The 21,030-nt window shown below is 43.2% G+C and carries 16 protein-coding genes and 2 pseudogenes; 9 read left to right on the top strand and 9 right to left on the bottom strand.

The annotated features are described in order from the left end of the window. Window positions 1-61 precede the first annotated feature (61 nt). Complete coding sequence (gene modF / locus R7Q41_RS03215) at window positions 62-1,516, top strand: molybdate ABC transporter ATP-binding protein ModF (protein WP_104976535.1); 1,455 nt, start codon at window positions 62-64, stop codon at window positions 1,514-1,516. Here the strand turns inward: modF and R7Q41_RS03210 are convergent. Next, window positions 1,504-2,976: an EAL domain-containing protein gene (locus tag R7Q41_RS03210; RefSeq protein ID WP_054574374.1), complete on the bottom strand. Its 1,473-nt coding sequence runs from the start codon at window positions 2,974-2,976 to the stop codon at window positions 1,504-1,506. The two genes, modF and R7Q41_RS03210, sit on opposite strands and share 13 nt — an antisense overlap. Window positions 2,977-3,324: 348 nt before the next feature. On the opposite strand from R7Q41_RS03210, the gene R7Q41_RS03205 reads away from it, so the two are divergent. The 3 genes from R7Q41_RS03205 to R7Q41_RS03195 all read left to right on the top strand — a co-directional run bounded on the left by R7Q41_RS03205 (window position 3,325) and on the right by R7Q41_RS03195 (window position 8,238). Beyond that, the gene (locus R7Q41_RS03205; RefSeq protein ID WP_005386192.1) at window positions 3,325-4,059 is read left to right on the top strand and encodes an IclR family transcriptional regulator; all 735 of its coding nucleotides are present in this window, start codon (window positions 3,325-3,327) and stop codon (window positions 4,057-4,059) included. Window positions 4,060-4,065: 6 nt separating this feature from the next. Next, on the top strand, window positions 4,066-4,905 hold the full coding sequence (locus R7Q41_RS03200; protein ID WP_025768977.1) for an arginase family protein: 840 nt from the start codon (window positions 4,066-4,068) through the stop codon (window positions 4,903-4,905). A gap of 306 nt (window positions 4,906-5,211) precedes the next feature. After that, entirely contained in the window at window positions 5,212-8,238 is a 3,027-nt protein-coding gene (locus tag R7Q41_RS03195) for a DUF6701 domain-containing protein (RefSeq protein ID WP_213961761.1), read from the top strand. A gap of 64 nt (window positions 8,239-8,302) precedes the next feature. Here the strand turns inward: R7Q41_RS03195 and R7Q41_RS03190 are convergent, their stop codons facing one another. From R7Q41_RS03190 to pcp, 4 genes are all read right to left on the bottom strand, one after another. Beyond that, window positions 8,303-9,595, bottom strand: coding sequence for a DEAD/DEAH box helicase (locus tag R7Q41_RS03190; RefSeq protein ID WP_005375652.1), 1,293 nt, complete (start codon window positions 9,593-9,595; stop codon window positions 8,303-8,305). Window positions 9,596-9,765: 170 nt separating this feature from the next. After that, on the bottom strand, window positions 9,766-10,752 hold the full coding sequence (locus tag R7Q41_RS03185) for a CobW family GTP-binding protein (protein ID WP_017821090.1): 987 nt from the start codon (window positions 10,750-10,752) through the stop codon (window positions 9,766-9,768). A 63-nt stretch (window positions 10,753-10,815) separates the two neighbouring features. Next, complete coding sequence (locus R7Q41_RS03180) at window positions 10,816-11,079, bottom strand: hypothetical protein (protein ID WP_053303741.1); 264 nt, start codon at window positions 11,077-11,079, stop codon at window positions 10,816-10,818. Window positions 11,080-11,277: 198 nt separating this feature from the next. Further along, entirely contained in the window at window positions 11,278-11,916 is a 639-nt protein-coding gene (pcp, locus tag R7Q41_RS03175) for a pyroglutamyl-peptidase I (RefSeq protein ID WP_017821091.1), read from the bottom strand. A 289-nt stretch (window positions 11,917-12,205) separates the two neighbouring features. Between pcp and R7Q41_RS03170 the strand changes: the two genes are divergently transcribed. The 4 genes and pseudogenes from R7Q41_RS03170 (at window position 12,206) to trpB (ending at window position 15,263) form a co-directional block, all read left to right on the top strand. Continuing rightward, on the top strand, window positions 12,206-12,454 hold the full coding sequence (locus tag R7Q41_RS03170) for a hypothetical protein (RefSeq protein ID WP_005375646.1): 249 nt from the start codon (window positions 12,206-12,208) through the stop codon (window positions 12,452-12,454). Window positions 12,455-12,760: 306 nt separating this feature from the next. Further along, entirely contained in the window at window positions 12,761-12,973 is a 213-nt protein-coding gene (locus R7Q41_RS03165; RefSeq protein ID WP_005375644.1) for a cold-shock protein, read from the top strand. A gap of 359 nt (window positions 12,974-13,332) precedes the next feature. Then, a pseudogene (locus tag R7Q41_RS03160) lies at window positions 13,333-13,585 on the top strand (S1 RNA-binding domain-containing protein); the annotation flags it as partial. Window positions 13,586-14,039: 454 nt separating this feature from the next. Next, complete coding sequence (gene trpB, locus R7Q41_RS03155; protein ID WP_005375643.1) at window positions 14,040-15,263, top strand: tryptophan synthase subunit beta; 1,224 nt, start codon at window positions 14,040-14,042, stop codon at window positions 15,261-15,263. A gap of 131 nt (window positions 15,264-15,394) precedes the next feature. Here trpB and R7Q41_RS03150 read toward each other — a convergent pair whose 3' ends face one another. Beyond that, the gene (locus R7Q41_RS03150) at window positions 15,395-16,852 is read right to left on the bottom strand and encodes a DUF3360 domain-containing protein (RefSeq protein ID WP_005375642.1); all 1,458 of its coding nucleotides are present in this window, start codon (window positions 16,850-16,852) and stop codon (window positions 15,395-15,397) included. A 418-nt stretch (window positions 16,853-17,270) separates the two neighbouring features. On the opposite strand from R7Q41_RS03150, the gene R7Q41_RS03145 reads away from it, so the two are divergent. Then, entirely contained in the window at window positions 17,271-17,687 is a 417-nt protein-coding gene (locus tag R7Q41_RS03145) for a VF530 family DNA-binding protein (RefSeq protein WP_005375544.1), read from the top strand. A 151-nt stretch (window positions 17,688-17,838) separates the two neighbouring features. Here R7Q41_RS03145 and R7Q41_RS03140 read toward each other — a convergent pair whose 3' ends face one another. The 3 genes and pseudogenes from R7Q41_RS03140 to R7Q41_RS24470 form a co-directional block, all read right to left on the bottom strand. Next, entirely contained in the window at window positions 17,839-19,089 is a 1,251-nt protein-coding gene (locus tag R7Q41_RS03140) for a DEAD/DEAH box helicase (protein WP_005375545.1), read from the bottom strand. Between the two features lie 393 nt (window positions 19,090-19,482). Next, complete coding sequence (locus R7Q41_RS03135; RefSeq protein WP_149191575.1) at window positions 19,483-19,953, bottom strand: hypothetical protein; 471 nt, start codon at window positions 19,951-19,953, stop codon at window positions 19,483-19,485. Beyond that, window positions 19,943-20,853 (bottom strand): annotated as a pseudogene (locus tag R7Q41_RS24470) (hypothetical protein). Before R7Q41_RS24470 ends, R7Q41_RS03135 begins: the two are co-directional and overlap by 11 nt. Between the last annotated feature and the right edge of the window lie 177 nt (window positions 20,854-21,030).

The raw sequence follows: 21,030 nt of genomic DNA, 5'->3' as shown, positions 1-21,030 counted from the left end.
TACTGAGTTCGTAAATTGTTATAAGTAATCCACTAAAACGAAAACAAGGAAGACAAACACAATGACTATTCACTTTCGTCAGCTTGCAGCTAAGAGAAACACGACACACTTGTTTATTGACGATTGGAAAATTAACACTCAGCAGTCTTGGGGGATATTCAGCGCGGATGGAGATATTGGCTCTCTGCTTGGAGACCTTATTTGTGATGAAATATCACCAAATAGTGGGGAAATTGAGCTAAATGGGCTGTCCGTTGCGCAAGTGTCGTTATCAGAGCAACAGCGATTACTGGAAAGAGAATTAGAAAAAGATGATACGGATTTTCTTGATCGTATCGACCAAGGAAGCACTGTTTATTCATTAATCCTAGAACAGAGCCAAGACACTAACTTAACTGAACAGCTAGTTAATGATCTCGACCTAAGTCATCTTAGAGATAGTGGCTTCCGTGTTCTCTCTACCGGAGAAACCAGAAGAGTAATGCTCGCCCGAGCTTTAGCCACACAACCTGACTTAGTATTACTCGATAATCCATTTACTGGCTTAGATATTGCGCACCGAGCTGCTCTCGCTCGCTATTTACACTCGCTTTCTCAAAATGTGCAACTACTCATAACCTTCTCTCGCGAATCTGACATGCCTGAGTGGATCAATAGCATCGCGCTTTTCAGTGCAGGAAAGCTTGATAGTACAATGGATAAGTCCAGTTGGGATAATCATCCAATCATTGGACAAATTAAATCTCAGTCAAAGCAACAGAGTGAAGAAATGATGAGCTTGATACGTCAGCATCAGCACTCGACACCATTCAACAACCCAATATTTGAACTAAAGAATGGGACTGTTGAATACACCGATAAGAAGATTTTTACTGACTTGAACTGGCGCATAGACAAGGGCCAACATTGGCAGGTCAAAGGCCCAAATGGTTGTGGAAAGAGTACCTTACTTGGATTGATCTTTGGCGATCATCCGCAATGCTACAGCAATGACATTGATATTTTTGGTAAAAAGCGTGGTACTGGCGAGACAATCTGGGAAATTAAGCAGCATATCGGTATGGTGTCTTCAGCGCTACACCTCCAATATCGAGTCAATTGCAGCGCATTAGAAGTCATTTTGTCAGGATTTTACGATTCGATTGGGTTGTATAACCAGCCAACTCGCAAAGAAATGGATATTGCAAACGAGTGGCTCGATATCTTACATATGAGCCAGTACAAAAAAACCTCATTTAAGCAATTAGAGTACGGCCAGCAGCGACTGTTACTGATTGCAAGAGCCATCGTGAAACAACCCACATTATTGATTTTGGACGAGCCGTATCAAGGGTTAGATTTTTTGGGTAGACGGTTAGTTAAGAACACACTTGAACTCATCGCTAGAGAGAATTTAAGCCAACTATTGTATGTGTCTCACTACCAAGAAGACCGCTTAGATAGCATCAAAAATGAGTTAGAGTTTGTGTTTGATGAAAATGCTCAGTGTTATAGAGCTAACGTCTACCAATCATAATGACTTCGCTGCGCAAGCTGCTCATAAGGTAATGGTTTGGAGTACAGGTATCCCTGATGATATCTCACTCCCATCTGCTTTAAGTGTTCAGCTTGCGCTATGGTTTCCACGCCTTCAGCGATCAATTGTACTTGTAATTCTTCCGCGAAGTGAACCATCGCTTTTAAGACAGAAGCACTAAGGCTAGGAATACCAATAGTTTCGACAAAACACTTATCGATTTTTAAGTAATCTATGCGCATGTGCTGTAGAAATGCTAACGAGGTTTGGCCAGTTCCAAAATCATCGATCAGCACATCAATACCATGCACTCGCAGCGCTGCAATGCATTTTCTCGCCTCTGAATCAATGAGCTGACGCTCCGTTATCTCTACCCCTAATGAGACTTTGTTTCGGCTCAACTGTCTGTCGAGCAATTGAATTTTTCTGATCGCGTTTGGTCCGACTAAATAACCAGGCGGCACGTTAATACCAAGGTGGACAGGCTGGTCAAAGCCTAATTTACTGAAGTCCTCTGCCGCTTTATCCAGAACGAAATCAGTAAGTAAAAAAACCAATCCACTTTGCTCTGCCGCAGGGACAAACTCATCCGGAGAAATGAACCCCTTACTTTGATGCTCCCATCGCACAAGCGCTTCAAACCCGAATAACTGGCCGGTATCAACGTTAACTTGCGGTTGGTAATACAGGGTCAACTCTCCTCTTTTTATCGCTCTTTTAAGATCCAGTATCAAATTGCGATGGGGATCAATAAACTTATTCAACGCATACAAGCAAAGGTAGATAACGAAAATAATTGGAATTGAGTACAAAAAATAGGAAAGTGTTCTCTGTTTGACGAAAAGATCGCTGGCTTCGCTCAAAGCTTCATACTCAAACATTTGCGACGATTTGATACCGATAGGATTACTTCCCGCTCTTAATGCTCCTTCAGGTGAAACTTGATCATGGATAAACAGCGCAGAGCGTTTTAGGCGTAAATCGTTGTTAAACCCTATTGTCGCATTAAAGTAGTCATGATCGATAATCGTTACGGCTTGATAACCCCGCTCTCCCTCCGTTACCACAAGCAAGAACTGATCGTACAAGCTATCAACACTACCAAACGCTAGCGTTTGTCCCTTAGGAAAGGTGATGTGCTCAGCTAACGGTTTAGAGATACTTCCCAATTTCGAAGAACAAGTAATGACTCCCTCTTTCACAATGAGCATTTCTTCAATATCTCGTTCAAACATTAAGCTTTGCTGGAGCTCTTCACATCGTTCAGGGTGTAGCAACGCCGTGCGGTTTTCTGTCTCTATTTGGAATAAAATTTCATCTGCAATTTGCACATTTTTTTCTAATAAATGATTGAGATTGTTTTGCACGCTTTCACGAGCTAAATACAAAACCTCTCCAATAACCAAGGGAATAGGCAGAAGGAAAATGATGGCTTTTTTAAAAATCGCCTTATTCAGCATATAAAAGTAACCTTTTATAAAACCGATTTACTGAGATGGTACCTCGATTCCGATACCCGCTAGCAACTCACGTTTTTTAACATTATTTGTTTGGATTAACTCAGTATGCGAAACGCTGAGTAATACCGCAAACTAAACAATGTCTTATTCACTCCTGTTCCAATTTAGTATCAAGCGCCTCAAACCTGAGACTTTAATTCGACACCATGTTATGTCTATCGGTACTTGCGAAAGTCTTTACCTGTCTGTTTCTCATCATGTAAGAATTACCCATTAAAATTATTTTTCTTTTCTCAGTGATTAAGAATTATATTTGTCGTAACTCCTACAACACGTTACAACACTCTCATGACGACAAACAAAGCTAATGCTAACCAGGTAAACGAAAAATCACTGCAGTTGTTAATGCAAGTTGCAGTTAGTCCGTTCCCAGTTTCTGCGAAAACGCTAAGCGAGCAATTGAACGTTCCTTTAAGCAGCCTTTACCGACACTTAAAACTGCTTAAAGAGTGGAACTTGATCGAAGAAAGCGTTCACGACAAGACATTTGTAGTTGGTCCGGCGGCATTATTACTCATGCACAGCTATGAGACAGCGCAACATGGGCTCGACATGGTCGAAACCATACTGGCTAGGTTGGTACAACAAACCGGGGAAATGGCCGCTTATATGGTACCAGCGGGTTATCGTGCGCTTTGTGTCAGACAGAAAGAAAGTATGCAGGCGCTGCGTTGCAGCTTCGTCCAGGGTCAAAGTCAACCTCTGCTGCGCGGTGCCTCATCTAAAGTGATGCTTGCTTTTATGCCTCAAAGTCGATGCGAGAAAATCTTGAGATATTTTAATCAAGATCACCGACGTGACGAGTGGGAAAAAGAGCTCACAACCATCCGTAAACACGGATATGCCGTCAGTACTTCTGAGATTGACCCTGGTGTTTCAGGTATTAGCGCACCGGTAATGAAAGGAAGCAAACTGATTGGCGCAGTCTCGGTGATGGCTCCGGCCCACCGAGTCGAAAAGGATAAGCAGCGCATTATTTTACATGTACTGCAAGCGGCAAGGGCACTACCACCAGAAAGGTAATTCATCATGTTAAGCTTTTTCAAACGCTATAAACTCCACCACACCGTGAAACAGCCACAGCATTACCCTTTTTCTTTTATGACAGTGTGTGAGTATTTGCCACCCATGTCTAAGGGCGCGTTTGAATTAGCTGATCAAAGTTTGGAAAATGCTAGCGATTGGCTATACCAACAGCATGATCATGAAACCGCTGAAAACTTTGGTCACTTCAACCACGACAAGCTGGAAAATGGCGAGTTTCAGGAAGCATTAAGCCTTTCGCTTTCTCGCCACTCAATTCCTGTTTTAGTAACTAACTGTACCGAGGCAATCTTGTCCATGTTACCTGTGGTCGTGTCCTATCGAGACGAAGTGGGTGTGGTAAATATTGGACATGACATGAACTTGAAACCAACACTTGAACCACGTTTAGGCTCGGCATTCCATTTTGCTCTTTCTCGCTATCAAAACGTGCGATTATTTTTTGCTGGTGTTAGCGAACAAGATACAAAGCAAGAAACGTGGGAATACGCGGAGGATCAAGGTTGTGACTGGGTAACCGATAAAGAGTTTTCTTTTCGTCATCGCAATAATGTTAAGCAACAGATCGGCAATTACCTAGACCACTGCGACCAAATAATCATTAGTATCGACCTTGGATCTCTAAAAACCAAAAACAGCCTTGATGGCGCGTCAGAAATTGATATCCAAATGGTTCTACGCACGATTAGGCAATGTTTGGTTGCAGGTAAAGTGAGAGCAATTCAGCTCGTTGGCGATCGAGATTGCCTGGTCTATTCGAGACAAACGAAAGCCATACTAGAAGAGTTATATCAGATGGCTCCACTCATCGTTCACGCTGCCTAGCGTTATAAACATTCAGAATCAGGATCGCGTCCTTCCTGATTCTGAACCAACATGCTTACTTATTATCCTTAACTAACAAATAGTTACACATATAAATCGACACACATCACACTTGCCTCTTGAACTAACCTGACACTTACGTTGTAATAAGGCCGCTAAACTTTGGTATGACATACGAAATAAAAAACAACCAAAGTTCAATAACTAAGCGGCTTCAAAACAAAAAGTACCGCAGCTATTCCAATTTCAGTGAGCATTTGCTCACGCTCGCTTGATGCCATCTTGTTCCACTCATTAGGACATTTGATGATGCGTCTTTGCAGTATTTTCACTGCGGTTCTTTTTTTACCGCTAACCTCACACGCCACCACTTATGACGTAAAAGATCTATCTGAGTTAGGTCAACTTTGCTCACACAAGAGTTTTAGTATCGAAAGCGATGGCACGACTTATCGCTGTACAGGGAAACTAGTCCTACCCGCTGGTGATAAAATTGTCTCCTCATTACCGGACAAAGAGATAACGTTAAAAGCAGATTATGGAATTGTGTTAGAGGGGAACAATACGATTGGTGAACCCAATAAGCGTATCTCTCTCCACGCACTCGCTACCGGATTAACGGTTAACAATGAGAAAGCATCAAGCATTGACGATTACCAAAACAAGCACACTGTTATCTATGGTGATCTTCTATCGGCTTATCCAACAAAGCTGCATAACGTTCTCATCGATGGGGATATAGAGCTAACAGGTGAGGCCCTTCATATTAATGGTGAGTACAACACCATTATTGGTGACATTTTGACTCACAGCACGACCAATATATTTAATACAAACATCTGTGGTAAGGTCGAATCACAAGGCGAAACACTACACCTAAAAACAAACCATCCTTTACAAGACCATTTTGTCGTCGGTGATGTTTCTGCGCACAAATCTCTGATTATAAAAGATATGTCGATCTATGGTACGGCTGAATCTGTAGGATCGTCAGCTACATTAAGTGGCTCATTCTATAGTTCCACCGCAGCAATTAAATACTTCCAAACATTGAACTTCAACAACGCTCCAAATCAGCCTAGTCAAGTTTGTGGTGAAATCCAACAAACGCCAGGAAGTGCACAAACGAAAGCACAAGACAACAAATACACGCAATACTGTGGATTGGGCGAGGCTGATTGTCACTACTCTTCCCAAGTCTGTCCAATCACCCCTCAAGATGTTCCGAATTGCAGCATGCAGCCTCCATCGGAGAACGACTTAAACCTCAGCGTCACACCATCGGACGACATGGCACTGATGTGCGGCGACGATCTTCCGCAATTTACAGTAACAACAACCAATAATCGAGTAGTTGTAAGCGCAAAAGTCAGTGCCGTCCTATCACACCCTGACTTATTCACTTTAGAGGTGATCAAAGGTCAGCAGACATTAAAAGCAAACCAATTTATGTCTGACGACAATGGTGAGCTCGTTGTTCGAGTGGTCCCGAACGATATTGATACCATCGCGTTAGGTACTAACTACACGCTGACTTTCACTATGGCAGAAGACACCAGCAAGCATCAAACGGTTAGCTTTATGTTTACGCCATTTATGTTTGAGGCCTACTCAAAGACGAAAAGCGCCACTTTAAATGAAATACGCGTTATTGCAGGTAAACCAGAAAACGTGCATACGCGATTGCTGGCTTGTGCCTCCACAGGCGAACCTGTAGTAGCAAGCAACTACAATGGTACGCCTAAAGTTTTTCATCCATTGGTTCAACCATTAGGAGGAAGTGAAGGAAACTTTAGCTATTCAGCAGAGTTTGAAGATGGCTTGTCTGAACATGGCCTTATCACGAACGAATCCGGCATATTTGAAGTGACACTGTCCGATCATTTTGAATGTGAGGGATTTGAAGAGTGCCCAGAAAAAGGCAAAGTGGAAGTGAGAGGAACATTTAATGTGCACTCGCGACCATGGACACTCGCTATTTGTGACAACCAACGTGCTTTGCCTTCTGGCACCTCTGAACAAGGAGAAGGGTTTCTTGCTGCCGGAGAACTTTTCTCTCTAACGGTGAAACCAATCATTTGGCAACCTGACGGCTCTGTAAGTGGGTCTGTTGAATCAGCACGCTATTGTGATGCTTCTATCACCCGTAATTTTACGCTTGATGACGCTCCAGCAGCATCGGTTGTCTTGTCGAGTGAGCAACATACGCCATCAGAGACAGCGAACCAAACCTCAAAATTGCTAAAAAGTAGTGACTCACTGGCTCAGGCGCATAATTCAGCCAAGAATGATCAATTCTTCTTTAATGGATTATATTGGGAAGAAGTCGGGAGCTTGAGAGTAAAAGCAAACCTAGAAAGTAAATATCTAGGTATGACTGTGAACGAAGGCTATCGTTACGTTGGTCGTTTTTACCCAAAATATTTTCAAGTGCAAGACCAAGAATGGCACTACCCACATGGCCAAACTTTTGCTTACATGAATCAACCTTTTGAGAAAGTCACTTACGATGTTGTCGCACTCAATGCGAATAAGGAAAACGTGAAGAATTACGTCCACTTTTCGTCTAACCTTCAACAACATTTCGATTTAGGCGAGCTAAGCTCATACTCCGATCGGTTTTTGCCGCCTAAGCCTAAGAAGGTAGACTGGAAACTACTGGGTAGCGCGAGTGTTGGAACGTTTGTTATAGAGAAGCCCTCGACCAATGCGGCTTGTAACAATAGCCCATGCTGGAAAAAGAACACGACAGATAAGCAATATCCTGATGGTCCATTCAATACCGAGACTAATAGTGACAGCAGCCAAATAGGTTTAGTCTCAGTAAAAGCCGTTGATGAGGTAAACTTCTTCGACGATAGCGAAGTGCTCACAAAACAACCAGACATTCGATTCGGTCGTTTGAACTTTCAAGATGTAGGTGGCAACCAAGGCATGGTGATCAAAGTGCCACTTGATGTGGAAATTTGGCAAAACGGTCGATTTACGACTAACTTCGATGACAGCTCAACAACGGCGAATGGTGAATATTACTTCAGCACGCCAATTTGGTCGCATGCGCCTGCAAACAACGCCCTGCTTTCTGGCCTTGGAACGATGAGTATCGGCAGGATAACCGATATCGTTGCAAGCCAAATTGACTCAGCGCGCGAGCAAATACAATTCCACCTAGATTTAGACAGCTCAGGCAATCGCATCCCTTGGCTGAAATACGATTGGGATAGCTCTACAAGTGAAGAGGAAAACCCACCCGTCATTGTTACGTTTGGTATTCACCGAGGAAACGATCGCATTATTTATCGTGGTGAACCGAATATGCTTGGCCTAAATTAACGCGAAACGACAAAACAAAAAGAGCCCCTCAATTGAGGGGCTCTTTTCACACAGACTGTGTAATTTACTTTGCGCCACGACGCGCTTTCAGGCGCTTCACCATAGCAAGACGACGCTCTGCCGACCCTTGGTCTGTTGCCGACTGGTTCGGGTTATTACGACGACCTTGACGATTCTTAAACGCTGGTTTTGAGTGCAGCTTTTCAATGTAAGATTCACGCTGTTTTGGTTCATAGCCTGCAAGCTCAATACGGCGAATTCGCTGCTGGATTAGATTTTCAACCTGAACAACCGTGAGCTCTTCATCTCGGTTTACAAATGAAACGGCATGACCTTGTTTACCTGCACGGCCTGTACGACCAATTCGGTGAACGTAATCTTCCGCTAGAAAAGGCATGTCATAGTTCACAACGTGAGGTAAATCTTCAATATCTAGACCTCGAGCAGCGACATCGGTAGCCACCATGACACGTGCTTTACCGGACTTGAACTCTTCTAACGCACGACGACGAGCACTTTGAGCACGGTCACCATGACAAACCACCGCTTTGATACCATCAAGTTTCAGCTCTTTTACCACTTCGTTTGCGGTCTCTTTGTAGTTCACAAATACCAACACTTGTTTCCAGTTCTTACGACCAATCAGCTCCGAAAGCAGTTCCGTTTTTCGCTCTTGATCAACTGGATATAACACGTGAGCAACTGTCTGTGCTGTCGTATTCGCTCGCTCAACTTCAATACGCTTAGGCTTACGCAGGATATCTTTTGCTAACAGATTTAGTTGGCTCGAAGTCGTTGCGGAAAACATCATAATTTGCGGATCAGTATCCACATCTAGCATGATCTTACGTACTGCGTGAATAAAGCCCATGTCCAAGATACGGTCTGCTTCATCAAACACTAAAAACTCTAAGTGTGCGACCGAGACATTACCTTGTTCAATGTGCTCTTCCAATCGACCTGGTGTAGCCACTAGGATATCTACACCGTTTTCTAATGCCGTTACTTGAGAAGACATTTTACGGCCACCGAAAATCGCAGCCACCGACAGGTTCGTGTACTTCGTGTAAGCTTTGATGTTGTCAGCAATTTGTTCAGCAAGCTCACGAGTTGGAGCCAAGATAAGTGCGCGAGCAGTCTTACGAGAAGCGCTACGGTTACTGTCTAGCAGCTGCTGAATCATAGGCAGAGAAAACGCAGCCGTTTTACCAGTGCCTGTTTGTGCTGTAGCGAAAATATCATGGCCTTTGCGAGCCATTGGAATCGCCTTCTGCTGAATTGGCGTTAACTTTTCATAACCGCATTCTGCCAGTGCTTTAACCACTTCTGGCGCAAAACCTTGAGATGAAAATGACATTGAGCGTATTCCTTAAACAAACCACTAAAAATAGCTTTAAAAATTTAGCCGTGCACTATACCCGAATTTGAGTGATTTATCTCACTTTTCTCATTGAAATCCTACAAAAGAAAAAACGGTGAGCACAGATATATCAGTGGTTCACCGTTTTCGTTTAACCTTTGCGCAATTTAATGTTTGATGCCAGATAACTGAAGGAGAATTCGCTCAAGCTCATCCCATGGCAACAGCTGAGAATCTATCACTTCTAATCGTGATTCAAACCCTTCTAAGCTGATTTCATTCACCGACACGACTCGGTTGGCAACATTAAACGCGTAACAACCTTGATCCGTATTGACCACTGCTTTAACACGCTCTGCGGTCAAGTCCGAAAGCATAGAGAAAAGCTTTTCAAAATCAAACTTATACTCTGCCCCAAACAACCACCCACAACTAAAATAACCCTGCCCTTTGTTCTCTTTGCGCACAAAGGCTTCACCAGGCGCCAACTGGAATTGAGGCTCTTGATGAGCGTGGTCATGATGATGTGACTCGATATGGGAAGAAGCGCTGCCGTAAACCCGCTCGATATCCAAGACTTCTATCGGTAACTCACCGTCATGAATAAGCTTACTGAATACTTTTGAAGGGGATTGGTCCGTCACCCAGTCATTAAACACATCAAGATCGTGGCTGGAACATAGGTCAACCTTACTACCAATAACCACATCTGCACTGTCTAACTGGTCCACGAAGTTTTGGTTAGAAAGATACTTTTCATCACTTAAGTTACGCGGATCAACCAAGGCAATCGTCGCTTTAAGATCAACGTAAGGTTCATACTGCTGTGAGGTAAGCGTCGCGATAACCTGTTTTGGATGACCAAGGCCTGTTGGCTCAATCAATAAACGGTCCGGTTTTTGACGCAATAATGCGGTGATACCTACCGACATCGGCACACCCGCAGTGCAGCACATACAACCACCTGGCACTTCTTTAATCAGCGCGCCTTGGTCGGTCATCAATGCACCGTCGATGCCAATCTCACCAAATTCATTGACCAAAACCGCCCAGTTTTCTTTTTCCGGTTTGTTCTTCAGTAGATTTAAAATCGTGGTCGTTTTACCGACACCCAAAAATCCGGTCAGTATGTTGGTTGGTACTCGATTTGACATGCTTATCTCCGACACGTTAGTGCATTAATGCTCCAGCAAAGTATACGGAGAATGTGACTCGCTTCAACGCTTTTTATCGCACTCATCAAGCTCATTGCGTGATGCGTTGGCACACATTTTTCGAGCTTGTTTGGGTTGACTTATCAACTCTGAACGCTTCATATCGGACAAGTACCTACCGGTATAAATAACGCAGGTAAAAAACGCGATAATAGCGACTACGATGGGAAGAACTCCGAGCGTGTTTTCGAATTTAAGCGCAGCAATAGCCAACGCGAAAACAACGACAGAGATAAGTGCGATTGACTTACTTTTGTTGCTTTTCATAATAACTCGCCTTTCGTAAAGTTAGCCCCCTAACACCTCCTGTACTAGAGGAATGTCAGTTTGAACAACATCCAACCTGACTATTCAATGCTACTCCTTTCGCTACTTGTGAAATTTGACAAAGCTAACATTTACTACAACATCAAACGACGAGCTTATTATTATCTTTCATATACTTACTGGATTTTAAAACACTTACTAGCAAATCGACCCGCCGCTGACCAATATGTCGTTTTCATTGGCAATACAAACTTGCGCCACCAGCCTTAGCCCTTCGACTATCATCTCCAGAGACATAGAAGGCTGACTGCCATCTGCTGCTTGTTCTGGCAATAATGGAATATGAACAAACCCGTGACGAATCGGATTGTCTTTCAAGTAATGTTGGATGCCATAAAAAAGGTGGTTACATACAAATGTTCCAGCACTGTTGGAAATCTGGCTAGGTATACCCTGCGTTTGCAATGTTTGCACAACACGCTTTATCGGTAGTGTCGAGAAGTAAGCATCAGGACCATCAGCCACCACGGGTTCATCAATCGGTTGATGACCAGCGTTATCTGGAATACGAAAATCATCGACATTGATTGCGACACGCTCTGGGGTTATCGCGCTACGCCCGGCCGCTTGCCCTACAGTAATCACACAGTCTGGCTGGTGCGCTTCTATTGCTTCAATAACGACTTTCACCGAGTCATATCGAACTACGGGGACTGGGCAAGTAACTATCACACCTCCTTTTATGGCCGCGGCCTCTAATTGCTTGACCGCTTCTAAGGCGGGGTTAATGGCGTCACCACCAAAAGGTTCAAAACCGGTAATCAGGACTTTCTTCATAACAGCCTTTAGGAAAAGAGTTTCACAAATTATTGCACTCCCCTTCACCCCATCCAATAGCAAAAGTATTGATGAGATAAACCAGACAACATTATGTGACTCATGTCTAACCAGAGAGTGTTTTCTGCCTCATTGAATCTAGGCAAGTTCCGGACTATCGAGACTAACTTATTGATGATTAGTGGCAGGGCAAGGTTCTCTCATTACATGACGCACGTAGAAGCTTGGTTTCCACGCTTAACTTAGGTAGAGTACGCGACCGCAATGCAATTCGAAGAGATTGAATACAATGAATATTGATAACCATGTAATCGAAACGATTGAAGAGTTAGAGGCATTTCTGCATTTAGTAGAAAGCGGCGCTCTTGGCCTTGAAGGTGTCACTGGCGTTGCGCTAGCCACCTCTAATACCGATGGTCGTCCATTTGTTGCCGTATTAGGAGAAAAGCACCAATTGCTCCTTGGCCGCTGGGTTTCGCAGCACGTATATGACAATGGTAAAGACATCGTTCGTAACGGCCCAACCAGAAAACACTAAGCGCTCGACGCCACCTATAACATCACGCCGTCTTATACACCAAGCGTATGCTTTGAAAGCAATGCGCTTGGTGTACTCAAAAAATAAAAAAGAAAAGGCTAGCCTTTATTAATTTTGTCGGTATACTGCACATCAGCTCTTACGGAAAGAGCTATTAATGTAATTAAAGATCAAAGTTTCTCTCAGTTCCACATCGAATTCCTCGTTTACGTTCCTGCGACAAAATAGTTATCTCTAAAATCATATAGTAGCACTTGATATTAGCTAAAAATTCAATATTTAAAACAATCAAATATAGAGGTATCTATGTCTAATAAATTAACTGGTTCAGTAAAATGGTTCAACGAAACTAAAGGTTTTGGTTTTATTTCTCAAGACAATGGCGGTGATGACGTATTCGTTCACTTCCGTTCTATTGTTTCTGAAGGCTTCAAAACTCTTACTGAAGGCCAAAAAGTATCGTTCGTTGTTGAACAAGGTAACAAAGGTTTACAAGCAGCTGAAGTAACTGCACTGTAATTCTTTGTGTGGCATCAATGTTGTTGGTGCCACAATCCCCTTCCACTTGTTACTGCCCTTACTATTCTCTATCTAAGTTTATATAGCCAAATCACTTACCTCTCCCACACCATCATTAATCACTTTCAATAAAGTCACTTTGGTATACATCTTTAGGTAATCACACAACCTACCTTGCAATTCCAGTTTGGAATTAAATTAATCTCATTCATATCTGAATCACTTCGCCTCATGCTTTGCTCATAAAAATAAAGTTTATAAAATAAAAGCGATTGGCGAATATAAGAGAAAAAATGAAATTAAATATATCTGCTCAATCAATAAATTCTAATAACTACGAGCACATAATCCCTAGCTGAGAGGTTGAGTCAGCACTGAAATGTCATTACATGAAGCCATTTATCGGACAACACTTCATAGGGACAGCGTGTGGAGTCACACACTTCGGGGTATTTGTTGAGTTAGAGGAACCGAACCGAAGGTCTCATTCCTTTATCAAGTTTCCAAAATGGTGAGTTCGAATTTGATGCAGTCAAACAAAAAATTTCCAGCCAGAGCGCCACGTTTACTTTAGGGACCAAAGTGCACGTGTTGGTTAAAGACGCCGATTAGAGACAAAGAAAGATCATGTCCAACTTAAAAGACGCGGAACACGCGGTAGGTTAGCCTGTTTTAGGTTACTTTCTAATCCATTAATCAAAAATAAAAAATAAGCTTTTAATACCGCAATTAACTTGTGACATTTCGCTGACATCGACTCATTCTAAAACCCTAATATCTGACAAAGGAAACGAATCTAATTTTTGTTTCCAGACACCATCGCAGAGTGTATTTCCAGCATTCTGTTTGCCTCGAGAGGTTCTTATGACAGCCTAGGATCTCTCGAGGCTTTTTTGCATCTATTCAAACCACCTGATTCTACATCACAACTATTATCCCCTACACAAGCTGTACTTTTTAACTAGTGCACTAGATCGCGAACTCTGATTTAAGCAACTGATCACACAACCACTTCTAAATTTTGGGTATAAAAGTATCAATACTTTCGTTAACTAGGATGTAAATAATGAAAAACTCGTTTGATCTCACTATGCCCAACGAAGAAGGATACTTTGGTGAATACGGTGGTAGCTTTGTTCCACCTGAGCTTGAACAAATCATGCATGACATCAACGCAGCTTATGAGGAATGCAGCAAAGATCCTGAATTTAAAGCGGAACTCGCTCGCCTGTATAAGCACTTTGTTGGACGACCTAGCCCAATCTTCCATGCGGAAAACTTGTCTAAAAAATACGGAGCAGACATCTACCTAAAGCGCGAAGACTTAAACCATACAGGCGCACATAAAATTAACCACTGCTTAGGAGAAGCCATTCTCGCTAAAAAGATGGGTAAGAAGAAACTAATTGCAGAAACTGGCGCAGGGCAACACGGTGTTGCGCTTGCTACAGCCGCGGCATTGGTTGGTTTGAAATGCGATATTTACATGGGTGAAGTTGATATCGCCAAAGAACATCCGAATGTCGTCCGCATGAGAATCCTTGGTGCTAATGTCATTCCTGCCACTCATGGGCGCAAAACCCTCAAAGAAGCGGTAGATTCTGCATTCGAAGCTTATCTGAAAGATCCTGATACACAGCTTTATGCGATAGGCTCTGTCGTTGGCCCTCACCCATTCCCTAAAATGGTACGAGATTTCCAATCAATTATCGGTAACGAAGCACGAGTTCAATTCAAAGAAATGACCGGCAAGTTACCCAATAATCTCGTCGCATGCGTTGGAGGTGGTTCTAACGCGATGGGGCTATTTACTGCTTTCTTAGAGGATGAACAAGTCGCCATTCACGGCGTTGAACCTGCGGGCCGCTCTTTGCAAAAGGTTGGCGAGCATGCTGCAACACTCACACTCGGTGAGCCAGGTATCATGCACGGATTTAAGTCTTACATGCTTAAAGATGCGCAAGGCGAACCTCAGGAAGTGTACTCTGTAGCAAGTGGCTTGGATTACCCATCGGTTGGGCCTCAGCATAGTTACTTAAAAGACATTGGCCGTGTCAATTACGGCTCAATCAGTGATGACGAAGCGATTGATGCCTTCTTTGAGCTGTCTCGTGAAGAGGGAATAATCCCTGCTATTGAATCCTCACACGCTGTCGCTTACGCAATTAAACTCGCACAGCAAGGAGAAACCGGCTCGATTTTGATCAACTTATCAGGCCGTGGTGACAAAGACATTGATTTTGTCGTTGAACACTACGGCGCAAAATACGGCATTGAATCACTCATATAGCCTAACTCCGTAGCCTAACCCTACATGCAAAAAGCTACCTGGTACTAGGTAGCTTTTTGTTTTTGTCTACTATTTTAAGAAGCAAGTCCCTTTACTCACTGCTCTCACTATACCTTTAGAGCATAATTCGATTAACCGATAAGAGCTGGAATGCCTGGAAGCTGACCAACAATAGCAAGGGAGCCTGCACAAACGATAAACGCAGTGCCAGGAATCAGATATTTATCTTTGCGCGATAGTTCGTTAGCACGCTCATGGTCGCCGATAAGCCCGAGGTTATCCAACAGCATCGTGATTGCCCAACCGAAGACTGGATTAACGAATGCACAGGCAAAAATACAGATACCTGCACTGAGTGAATCTTTATGCTTATGGATCATCTGCATACCCGCTTCAAGGAGTGGTAAGAATACACCCACAATCAAAGCAACGCGCAGAACAGGTTCCCACATTGCTAGATCCATTGGGTAGCCAATTACCGCCGCCGCAATACACATGAAACCCGTCAACAGAGCGCCACCTGGAATAGGACGCTTGGCAATTGCGGCAGGAATCATGTACGTTCCCCAAGAAGAAGCTAGGTTTCCGCCCCCTAAGAGTGAACCAACCCCCTGACGAACAGATGCTCCGACCATCGTGTCGTCGACATCCATGAGTACACCTTTCGCTTCTTTTGGGTAGTTAAGTTCTTGAAACACACGATGGCCGAGATAATCAGGGGACCACATAGCGACTGCCAGTAGAGCAAATGGAGTCACGGCAATAAAGTGCTCTAGGGTTGGCCAGCCTAGCTGCCAGCCTGTATCTTCACCCCACCAGTAGAATGGACTGAAATTAGGCAGGCCCGGTTCTGTGGTAAAGGCAAACTCAGCGCCCATCAAATAAGCAACAATACCCGCGAGTGCAGAGCACAATGGGATAGCGAGCCAACGTTTATTGATCTTGGCTAAGTAAGCGTAAACCATAACGGTTAGGCCTATGACCACAAACGAAATGTAACCTTGGTCCGTACTTGCAGCCCACGCTTCCGTCTTATTAATTTGCCCGAGCAACCCAACGGCACCAAGGTAGATCAACAACCCTCCTCGAACCCCGATACCAGTCAGAGTCATGAGTTTAGAGCCACCTTTGGTTAAGGCGAGAATTAACCCAAAAACACATACCATCAAACCTAGCGCGAGAGGGTGCCCTCCTGCAGCTGCAATCATAGGAATCAGCGGTATCATTGGGCCATGGGTTCCCGCTAAGTTTGCATTCGGGTTTAGGATGGCAGAAAACAGGATGACGAACAGGGCTCCAGCGATAAGTAATTCGTAACGCACGTTTTCTGCAATGAATTCCGGAGATAAACCAAACTGAGCAGCAAAAGCGGAAACCATGGCAGTGACCATAACCACTTTACCAATGGTTGCTGCTAATGCCGGTACCCAGTCTTCGATTTCAATACTGTAATCACGTGAGGGCAAATGAATTCCCCAGCGACGGAAACTCATGACGGTTAAATCATGATTTAGAAAGTCTTCTCGGTTTTCAAATTCATGCGGTTTTTTGCGCACATCCCTGTAAAAAGTCTTACTTTTGTCAGACATTGAGTCATCCTTTTATGTTTCAACGTTGAACTACGTCAACTAGAGTTTCGCTTGGTAGACAGGCCTTCGACCAATACGAGACAACACCCACATCAAACTTCTAGGCCATACTAAGAAAGCGGCATGAACCAATTTTGATTTTGATCTTATTAAGCATGTGTTGCTATGGGTAGGAATATTAGACATTAGTAAAAGAACAACAAAAATCTCACTTATTACACAATAATTTAACATCGAGCTAGGACGCTTGAACTTTTATGAGTCATTTTTGAGCAGAGAGCCAAGTAGAACGGCTAATTCCGATTTATACTTTCAAGGTAGAGAGCACTGTGCTCGCATCCATCGCAAAGTAACTATCGATATCTCTACATTGTATACTTTGTTAAACTCCGCCCTTTAATGAGTAAGGCCCTTAAAAATGATGACTGACGAAGAGAGAATCGAGCTGCAACAGAACAATCCACTGCACGGATTAAAGCTAGAGACTATGTTGCAAGAGTTAGTGGATTTTTACGGCTGGGACATTCTAGATACAGCAATGCGTTTTAATTGCTTTAACACTAAGCCTTCGATTGCAAGTAGCGTGAAGTATTTAAAGAAAACCGAATGGGCGAGAGAAAAATTAGAAAACTTTTACCTTTATCGCTTTAAGCGCATGCCACGCGCGAGCGAAGAAGAATACAACTTACCACCAAGAGCTCGTACCTTCCCTCATGGCCTTGAACCTAAAGAGCCAATGCCGCTAACCGTTGACTCTATTCTTAAGTCACAAGCCAAAGCAGCGTCTGCATTTAAAAAGCGTTCACCTCGCGGACGCCCTGCTCGTCGCCAATAACACTATCTTGAAAAGCAATAGAGCCCTACTGGTAGCTCCAGCAGGGCTCTATTGTTCTTTAAAGGAATGGCTAGAAGCGAAGACTCAAGCTAGTGAGCATTCCTTTTCTCTAACAACTCCCGTAAGTAAACTCACATGTAGTTTACGTTTTCTATTGATTACGCTTTTTCTTCTTTTTACCCGTACCTGCCGGCTTTGCTCGCGGCTTCATTGGTAAAAAGTAGGCTTCACTCTGATCGTCTTCCACTTCAAAACCGACTACCTGCTCGCGTTCAAGTTGGAACTTATTTTTCTTTTCTATCACTTTGAAATGGTGGTAGTCGTCGTAATCGATAAGAGATAACCCTAAACCTACTTCACCAGCACGACCACTACGACCGATTCGATGCATATAATCAGCAGGGCTACGCGGAAGATCGAAGTTAATCACCACTGGAAGTTTTTCTATATCAAGGCCGCGTGCTGCGATATCGGTGGCAATAAGAACTTGAATCTCGCCAGACTTAAAACCGTCAAGGACACGAGTACGAGCGCCCTGCCCTTTATCACCATGGAAAACTTCAGCGGTAATACCGCGTTTTGACAACTTTTGAGCTAAATGATTACAGGCATTCTTAGCATTCACAAAAATCAGAGTCTGTCGCCACTGATGCTGTTTGATTAAGTGCGCGAGTACCGCCGTCTTCTCACCTTTATTTACACTAAACACGCGCTGCACCAAAGTGCTGGCTTCTGCGCTCTGCAACTGAACTTCAACAGGGTCGCGGAGCAACTGCTGAGCCAACGTCGTCACTTTATCAGGGAAAGTTGCAGAAAATAACAGCGTCTGTTTCTTCTCTGGGAGTAACGCAAGAATCTTATTCAGTTCTTCGGTAAATCCGAGGCTCAACATACGGTCGGCTTCGTCAAGAACAAGCGTTTTTACTTGGTCCAACTTAATCGCGTTACTGGATACCAGATCAAGTAATCGACCCGGCGTTGCAACAATGATGTCACAGCCACCACGAAGCGCCAGCATTTGTGGGTTCACCGATACACCACCAAATACGGCAACCGTTTTGATCTTATCTCTGAGATGGTATGAGTAAGATTTGACGTTATATGCCACCTGTGATGCCAACTCACGAGTTGGTACTAAAATCAGGTGGGAAACGAAGTTGCCACGGCGATTGTTTGATTCGTCTTGCTGAACAATTTTTTGCAAGATTGGCAGCGAAAAAGCAGCGGTTTTACCAGACCCCGTATTGGCACCACCAATAATATCTTTCCCTTCAAGGATATCAGGAATAGAACGGGATTGAATGGGCGTCGGTTGGCTGTATTCCAACGCTTCTAGTCGCTCGACTAATGTTGGAATCAGGCCAAGATCGGCAAATGTCGCTTGCTGTGTTTTATCTGTCATTACAAAGAGTGGCTCAGTGCTAGTAAAGGCCGTGTATCTTATGCTATTTCGCGTCTGGATGTTAGAGATAATGGCCCAAACAGAAGATTGGTGAAAGAAGCACTATAGGGTTCAGGAACTTCCTTTCACTAACATGAGTTAATGGTTTCGATAACCAATACTCTACGACCAAGATGGTAGCGTTCGCGACAAGCAAAGGGAAAAGGAGCCAGGCATTCTGACTCCTGTAAAGCAAAATACAGCTTGAGAAAACCCTATAGCTTATAATTGGCGAAAAATGCGTTACGACAAATAGAATATTAGCAACTAATGGATAACTTCAAGTATTGAGAGCTAGCGAATGACATGTACATACGCTAGCAGGGTGCTTGTGCCAAGAGCTTGAAAGATAATTTAATCGCACGAACTAGGGTCTAAAACATACGTCCGACTTGAGGATTTTAATGTAAGTTCTTGTTCAGAAGTACATTCAATATAGTCATATTGCTTTATTTTTTCTCTCGTGTTGTTATCTAACCATAAGGCAGAGGCAATAGAACTTAATACTATTATCGCTACAGAATATAGCCCTGTTTTTGTCGAAAATGGTACTTTTAGTAATAGTTCTGTTGACCTGTGTAGCATAGCTATGGGAATGATCGCTATAAAACCAAATATTAGAAGGCCTACAAAAGAAGCAACATTGTTCACTAAACCTGCTAGTTTTACTTTAGGAATGATACCGATTGAGTTGTTAATGCTAATTAACTCATTAATTGAGCTGTAGCTCAACCACACCATAAAAACCATAAGAGGCCAACTAGCCATCACTTTAAGCCAACGCTTTATCTTTAGTCTTCGGTTAAATTTTTCATTAGAAATCATTAATAGTTTTCTCTACTTGATTCTTCATCGGTTCCGTGAATTTAAATTGGTCATCTAGTTTAGATATTTCCTTTCCTACAATAAACGCAGTAACAGCGAAAATACCAAGTGTTAGAGCGGTTGGCACAACAAGTACCGTACTTAATGTTGCGACTCCCAGAATAGTTATTCCTTGAGCGATAACTCCTGCGGCAATGCCCTTAGATATATCCGCTGTAAATTGGCCGACCACTTCACCTAGCGTTTTTTCATCATGTAGAATGTAGTCAACCGCATTAACCGCACCACTAAACACAAGTTCAACATAGATGTTGCCTTTCAAGAAACTGACATTGCCTTGAACAGTATTTAGAGCATGACCAATTTTAAGCATTTGTGGTGTTGCTTCTTGCCAACGGATACCTAGGTCTAAATATTTAGGCTTGTGGTTCTCAACCACAATATTCATTACACCATTGATATTGACAGCTTTAGCGGTTGCCCCCAACCGCCAAGCTCTTTAGCGACCTCATAAGCGCCTTTAAGCCCCATGCCTACGCCAGTGTAGTCCTTGCCGTTCGAAAGTTGTCCATGCGAGTCTTTGATGAGCAAGTCTAAATACTCGTTACCTTCTTCAACAGTCAGTACCGCAATACTCACGTTCTCTTGTTGAGAGGTGTCCCACTGATATTCTTTAGCTTGCTTTTGTAAATCATCGTTCCATTCTTTTTCTGTTAGGTCGTAAGCTTGTTGGACCGCTTTGCGTTCAGCAAGAACGCGCTCTCTATTTTCAGCCCATCGTTTCTCATCGCTCGCGGTAGATCTCAGCTCTTCCTGACGTTCTCAGCGTTGACGTGCTGCTCGTTCTCTAGTGGTTTCTTGTCTTTCTTCTGGGGCTACAGGAGAGGATTCATATCTCATGGGAGTCGGTTTTACTGATAAATAAAAAGGATAATAACAATATTTTCAGTGATTTATCATCCCCAACAAGATTGCATGATGATTTAACCAATTAAATAGGCAGTTTGACTAATCAAACAAGCACAATGAAGGCTCAATAGTGTTGAGTTACATTCAATCGGATAACTTTTCGTAGGG

Origin of the sequence: Vibrio sp. 2096 (assembly GCF_033339595.1) — a bacterium.
Lineage (GTDB): Bacteria > Pseudomonadota > Gammaproteobacteria > Enterobacterales > Vibrionaceae > Vibrio > Vibrio alginolyticus.
Note: the sequence above shows the minus strand (reverse complement) of the source record. Positions and strands in the feature narration are given on the sequence as shown.

Excerpts from the sequence above, each read along its gene's own strand:
- R7Q41_RS03195 (WP_213961761.1), top strand. The coding sequence starts at position 5,212 with ATGATGCGTCTTTGCAGTATTTTCACTGCGGTTCTTTTTTTACCGCTA.
- R7Q41_RS03170 (WP_005375646.1), top strand. The coding sequence starts at position 12,206 with ATGAATATTGATAACCATGTAATCGAAACGATTGAAGAGTTAGAGGCA.
- R7Q41_RS03135 (WP_149191575.1), bottom strand. The coding sequence starts at position 19,953 with ATGATTTCTAATGAAAAATTTAACCGAAGACTAAAGATAAAGCGTTGG.
- R7Q41_RS03205 (WP_005386192.1), top strand. The coding sequence starts at position 3,325 with ATGACGACAAACAAAGCTAATGCTAACCAGGTAAACGAAAAATCACTG.
- R7Q41_RS03165 (WP_005375644.1), top strand. The coding sequence starts at position 12,761 with ATGTCTAATAAATTAACTGGTTCAGTAAAATGGTTCAACGAAACTAAA.
- trpB (WP_005375643.1), top strand. The coding sequence starts at position 14,040 with ATGAAAAACTCGTTTGATCTCACTATGCCCAACGAAGAAGGATACTTT.
- modF (WP_104976535.1), top strand. The coding sequence starts at position 62 with ATGACTATTCACTTTCGTCAGCTTGCAGCTAAGAGAAACACGACACAC.
- R7Q41_RS03180 (WP_053303741.1), bottom strand. The coding sequence starts at position 11,079 with ATGAAAAGCAACAAAAGTAAGTCAATCGCACTTATCTCTGTCGTTGTT.
- R7Q41_RS03150 (WP_005375642.1), bottom strand. The coding sequence starts at position 16,852 with ATGTCTGACAAAAGTAAGACTTTTTACAGGGATGTGCGCAAAAAACCG.
- R7Q41_RS03140 (WP_005375545.1), bottom strand. The coding sequence starts at position 19,089 with ATGACAGATAAAACACAGCAAGCGACATTTGCCGATCTTGGCCTGATT.
- R7Q41_RS03145 (WP_005375544.1), top strand. The coding sequence starts at position 17,271 with ATGATGACTGACGAAGAGAGAATCGAGCTGCAACAGAACAATCCACTG.
- pcp (WP_017821091.1), bottom strand. The coding sequence starts at position 11,916 with ATGAAGAAAGTCCTGATTACCGGTTTTGAACCTTTTGGTGGTGACGCC.
- R7Q41_RS03185 (WP_017821090.1), bottom strand. The coding sequence starts at position 10,752 with ATGTCAAATCGAGTACCAACCAACATACTGACCGGATTTTTGGGTGTC.
- R7Q41_RS03210 (WP_054574374.1), bottom strand. The coding sequence starts at position 2,976 with ATGCTGAATAAGGCGATTTTTAAAAAAGCCATCATTTTCCTTCTGCCT.
- R7Q41_RS03190 (WP_005375652.1), bottom strand. The coding sequence starts at position 9,595 with ATGTCATTTTCATCTCAAGGTTTTGCGCCAGAAGTGGTTAAAGCACTG.
- R7Q41_RS03200 (WP_025768977.1), top strand. The coding sequence starts at position 4,066 with ATGTTAAGCTTTTTCAAACGCTATAAACTCCACCACACCGTGAAACAG.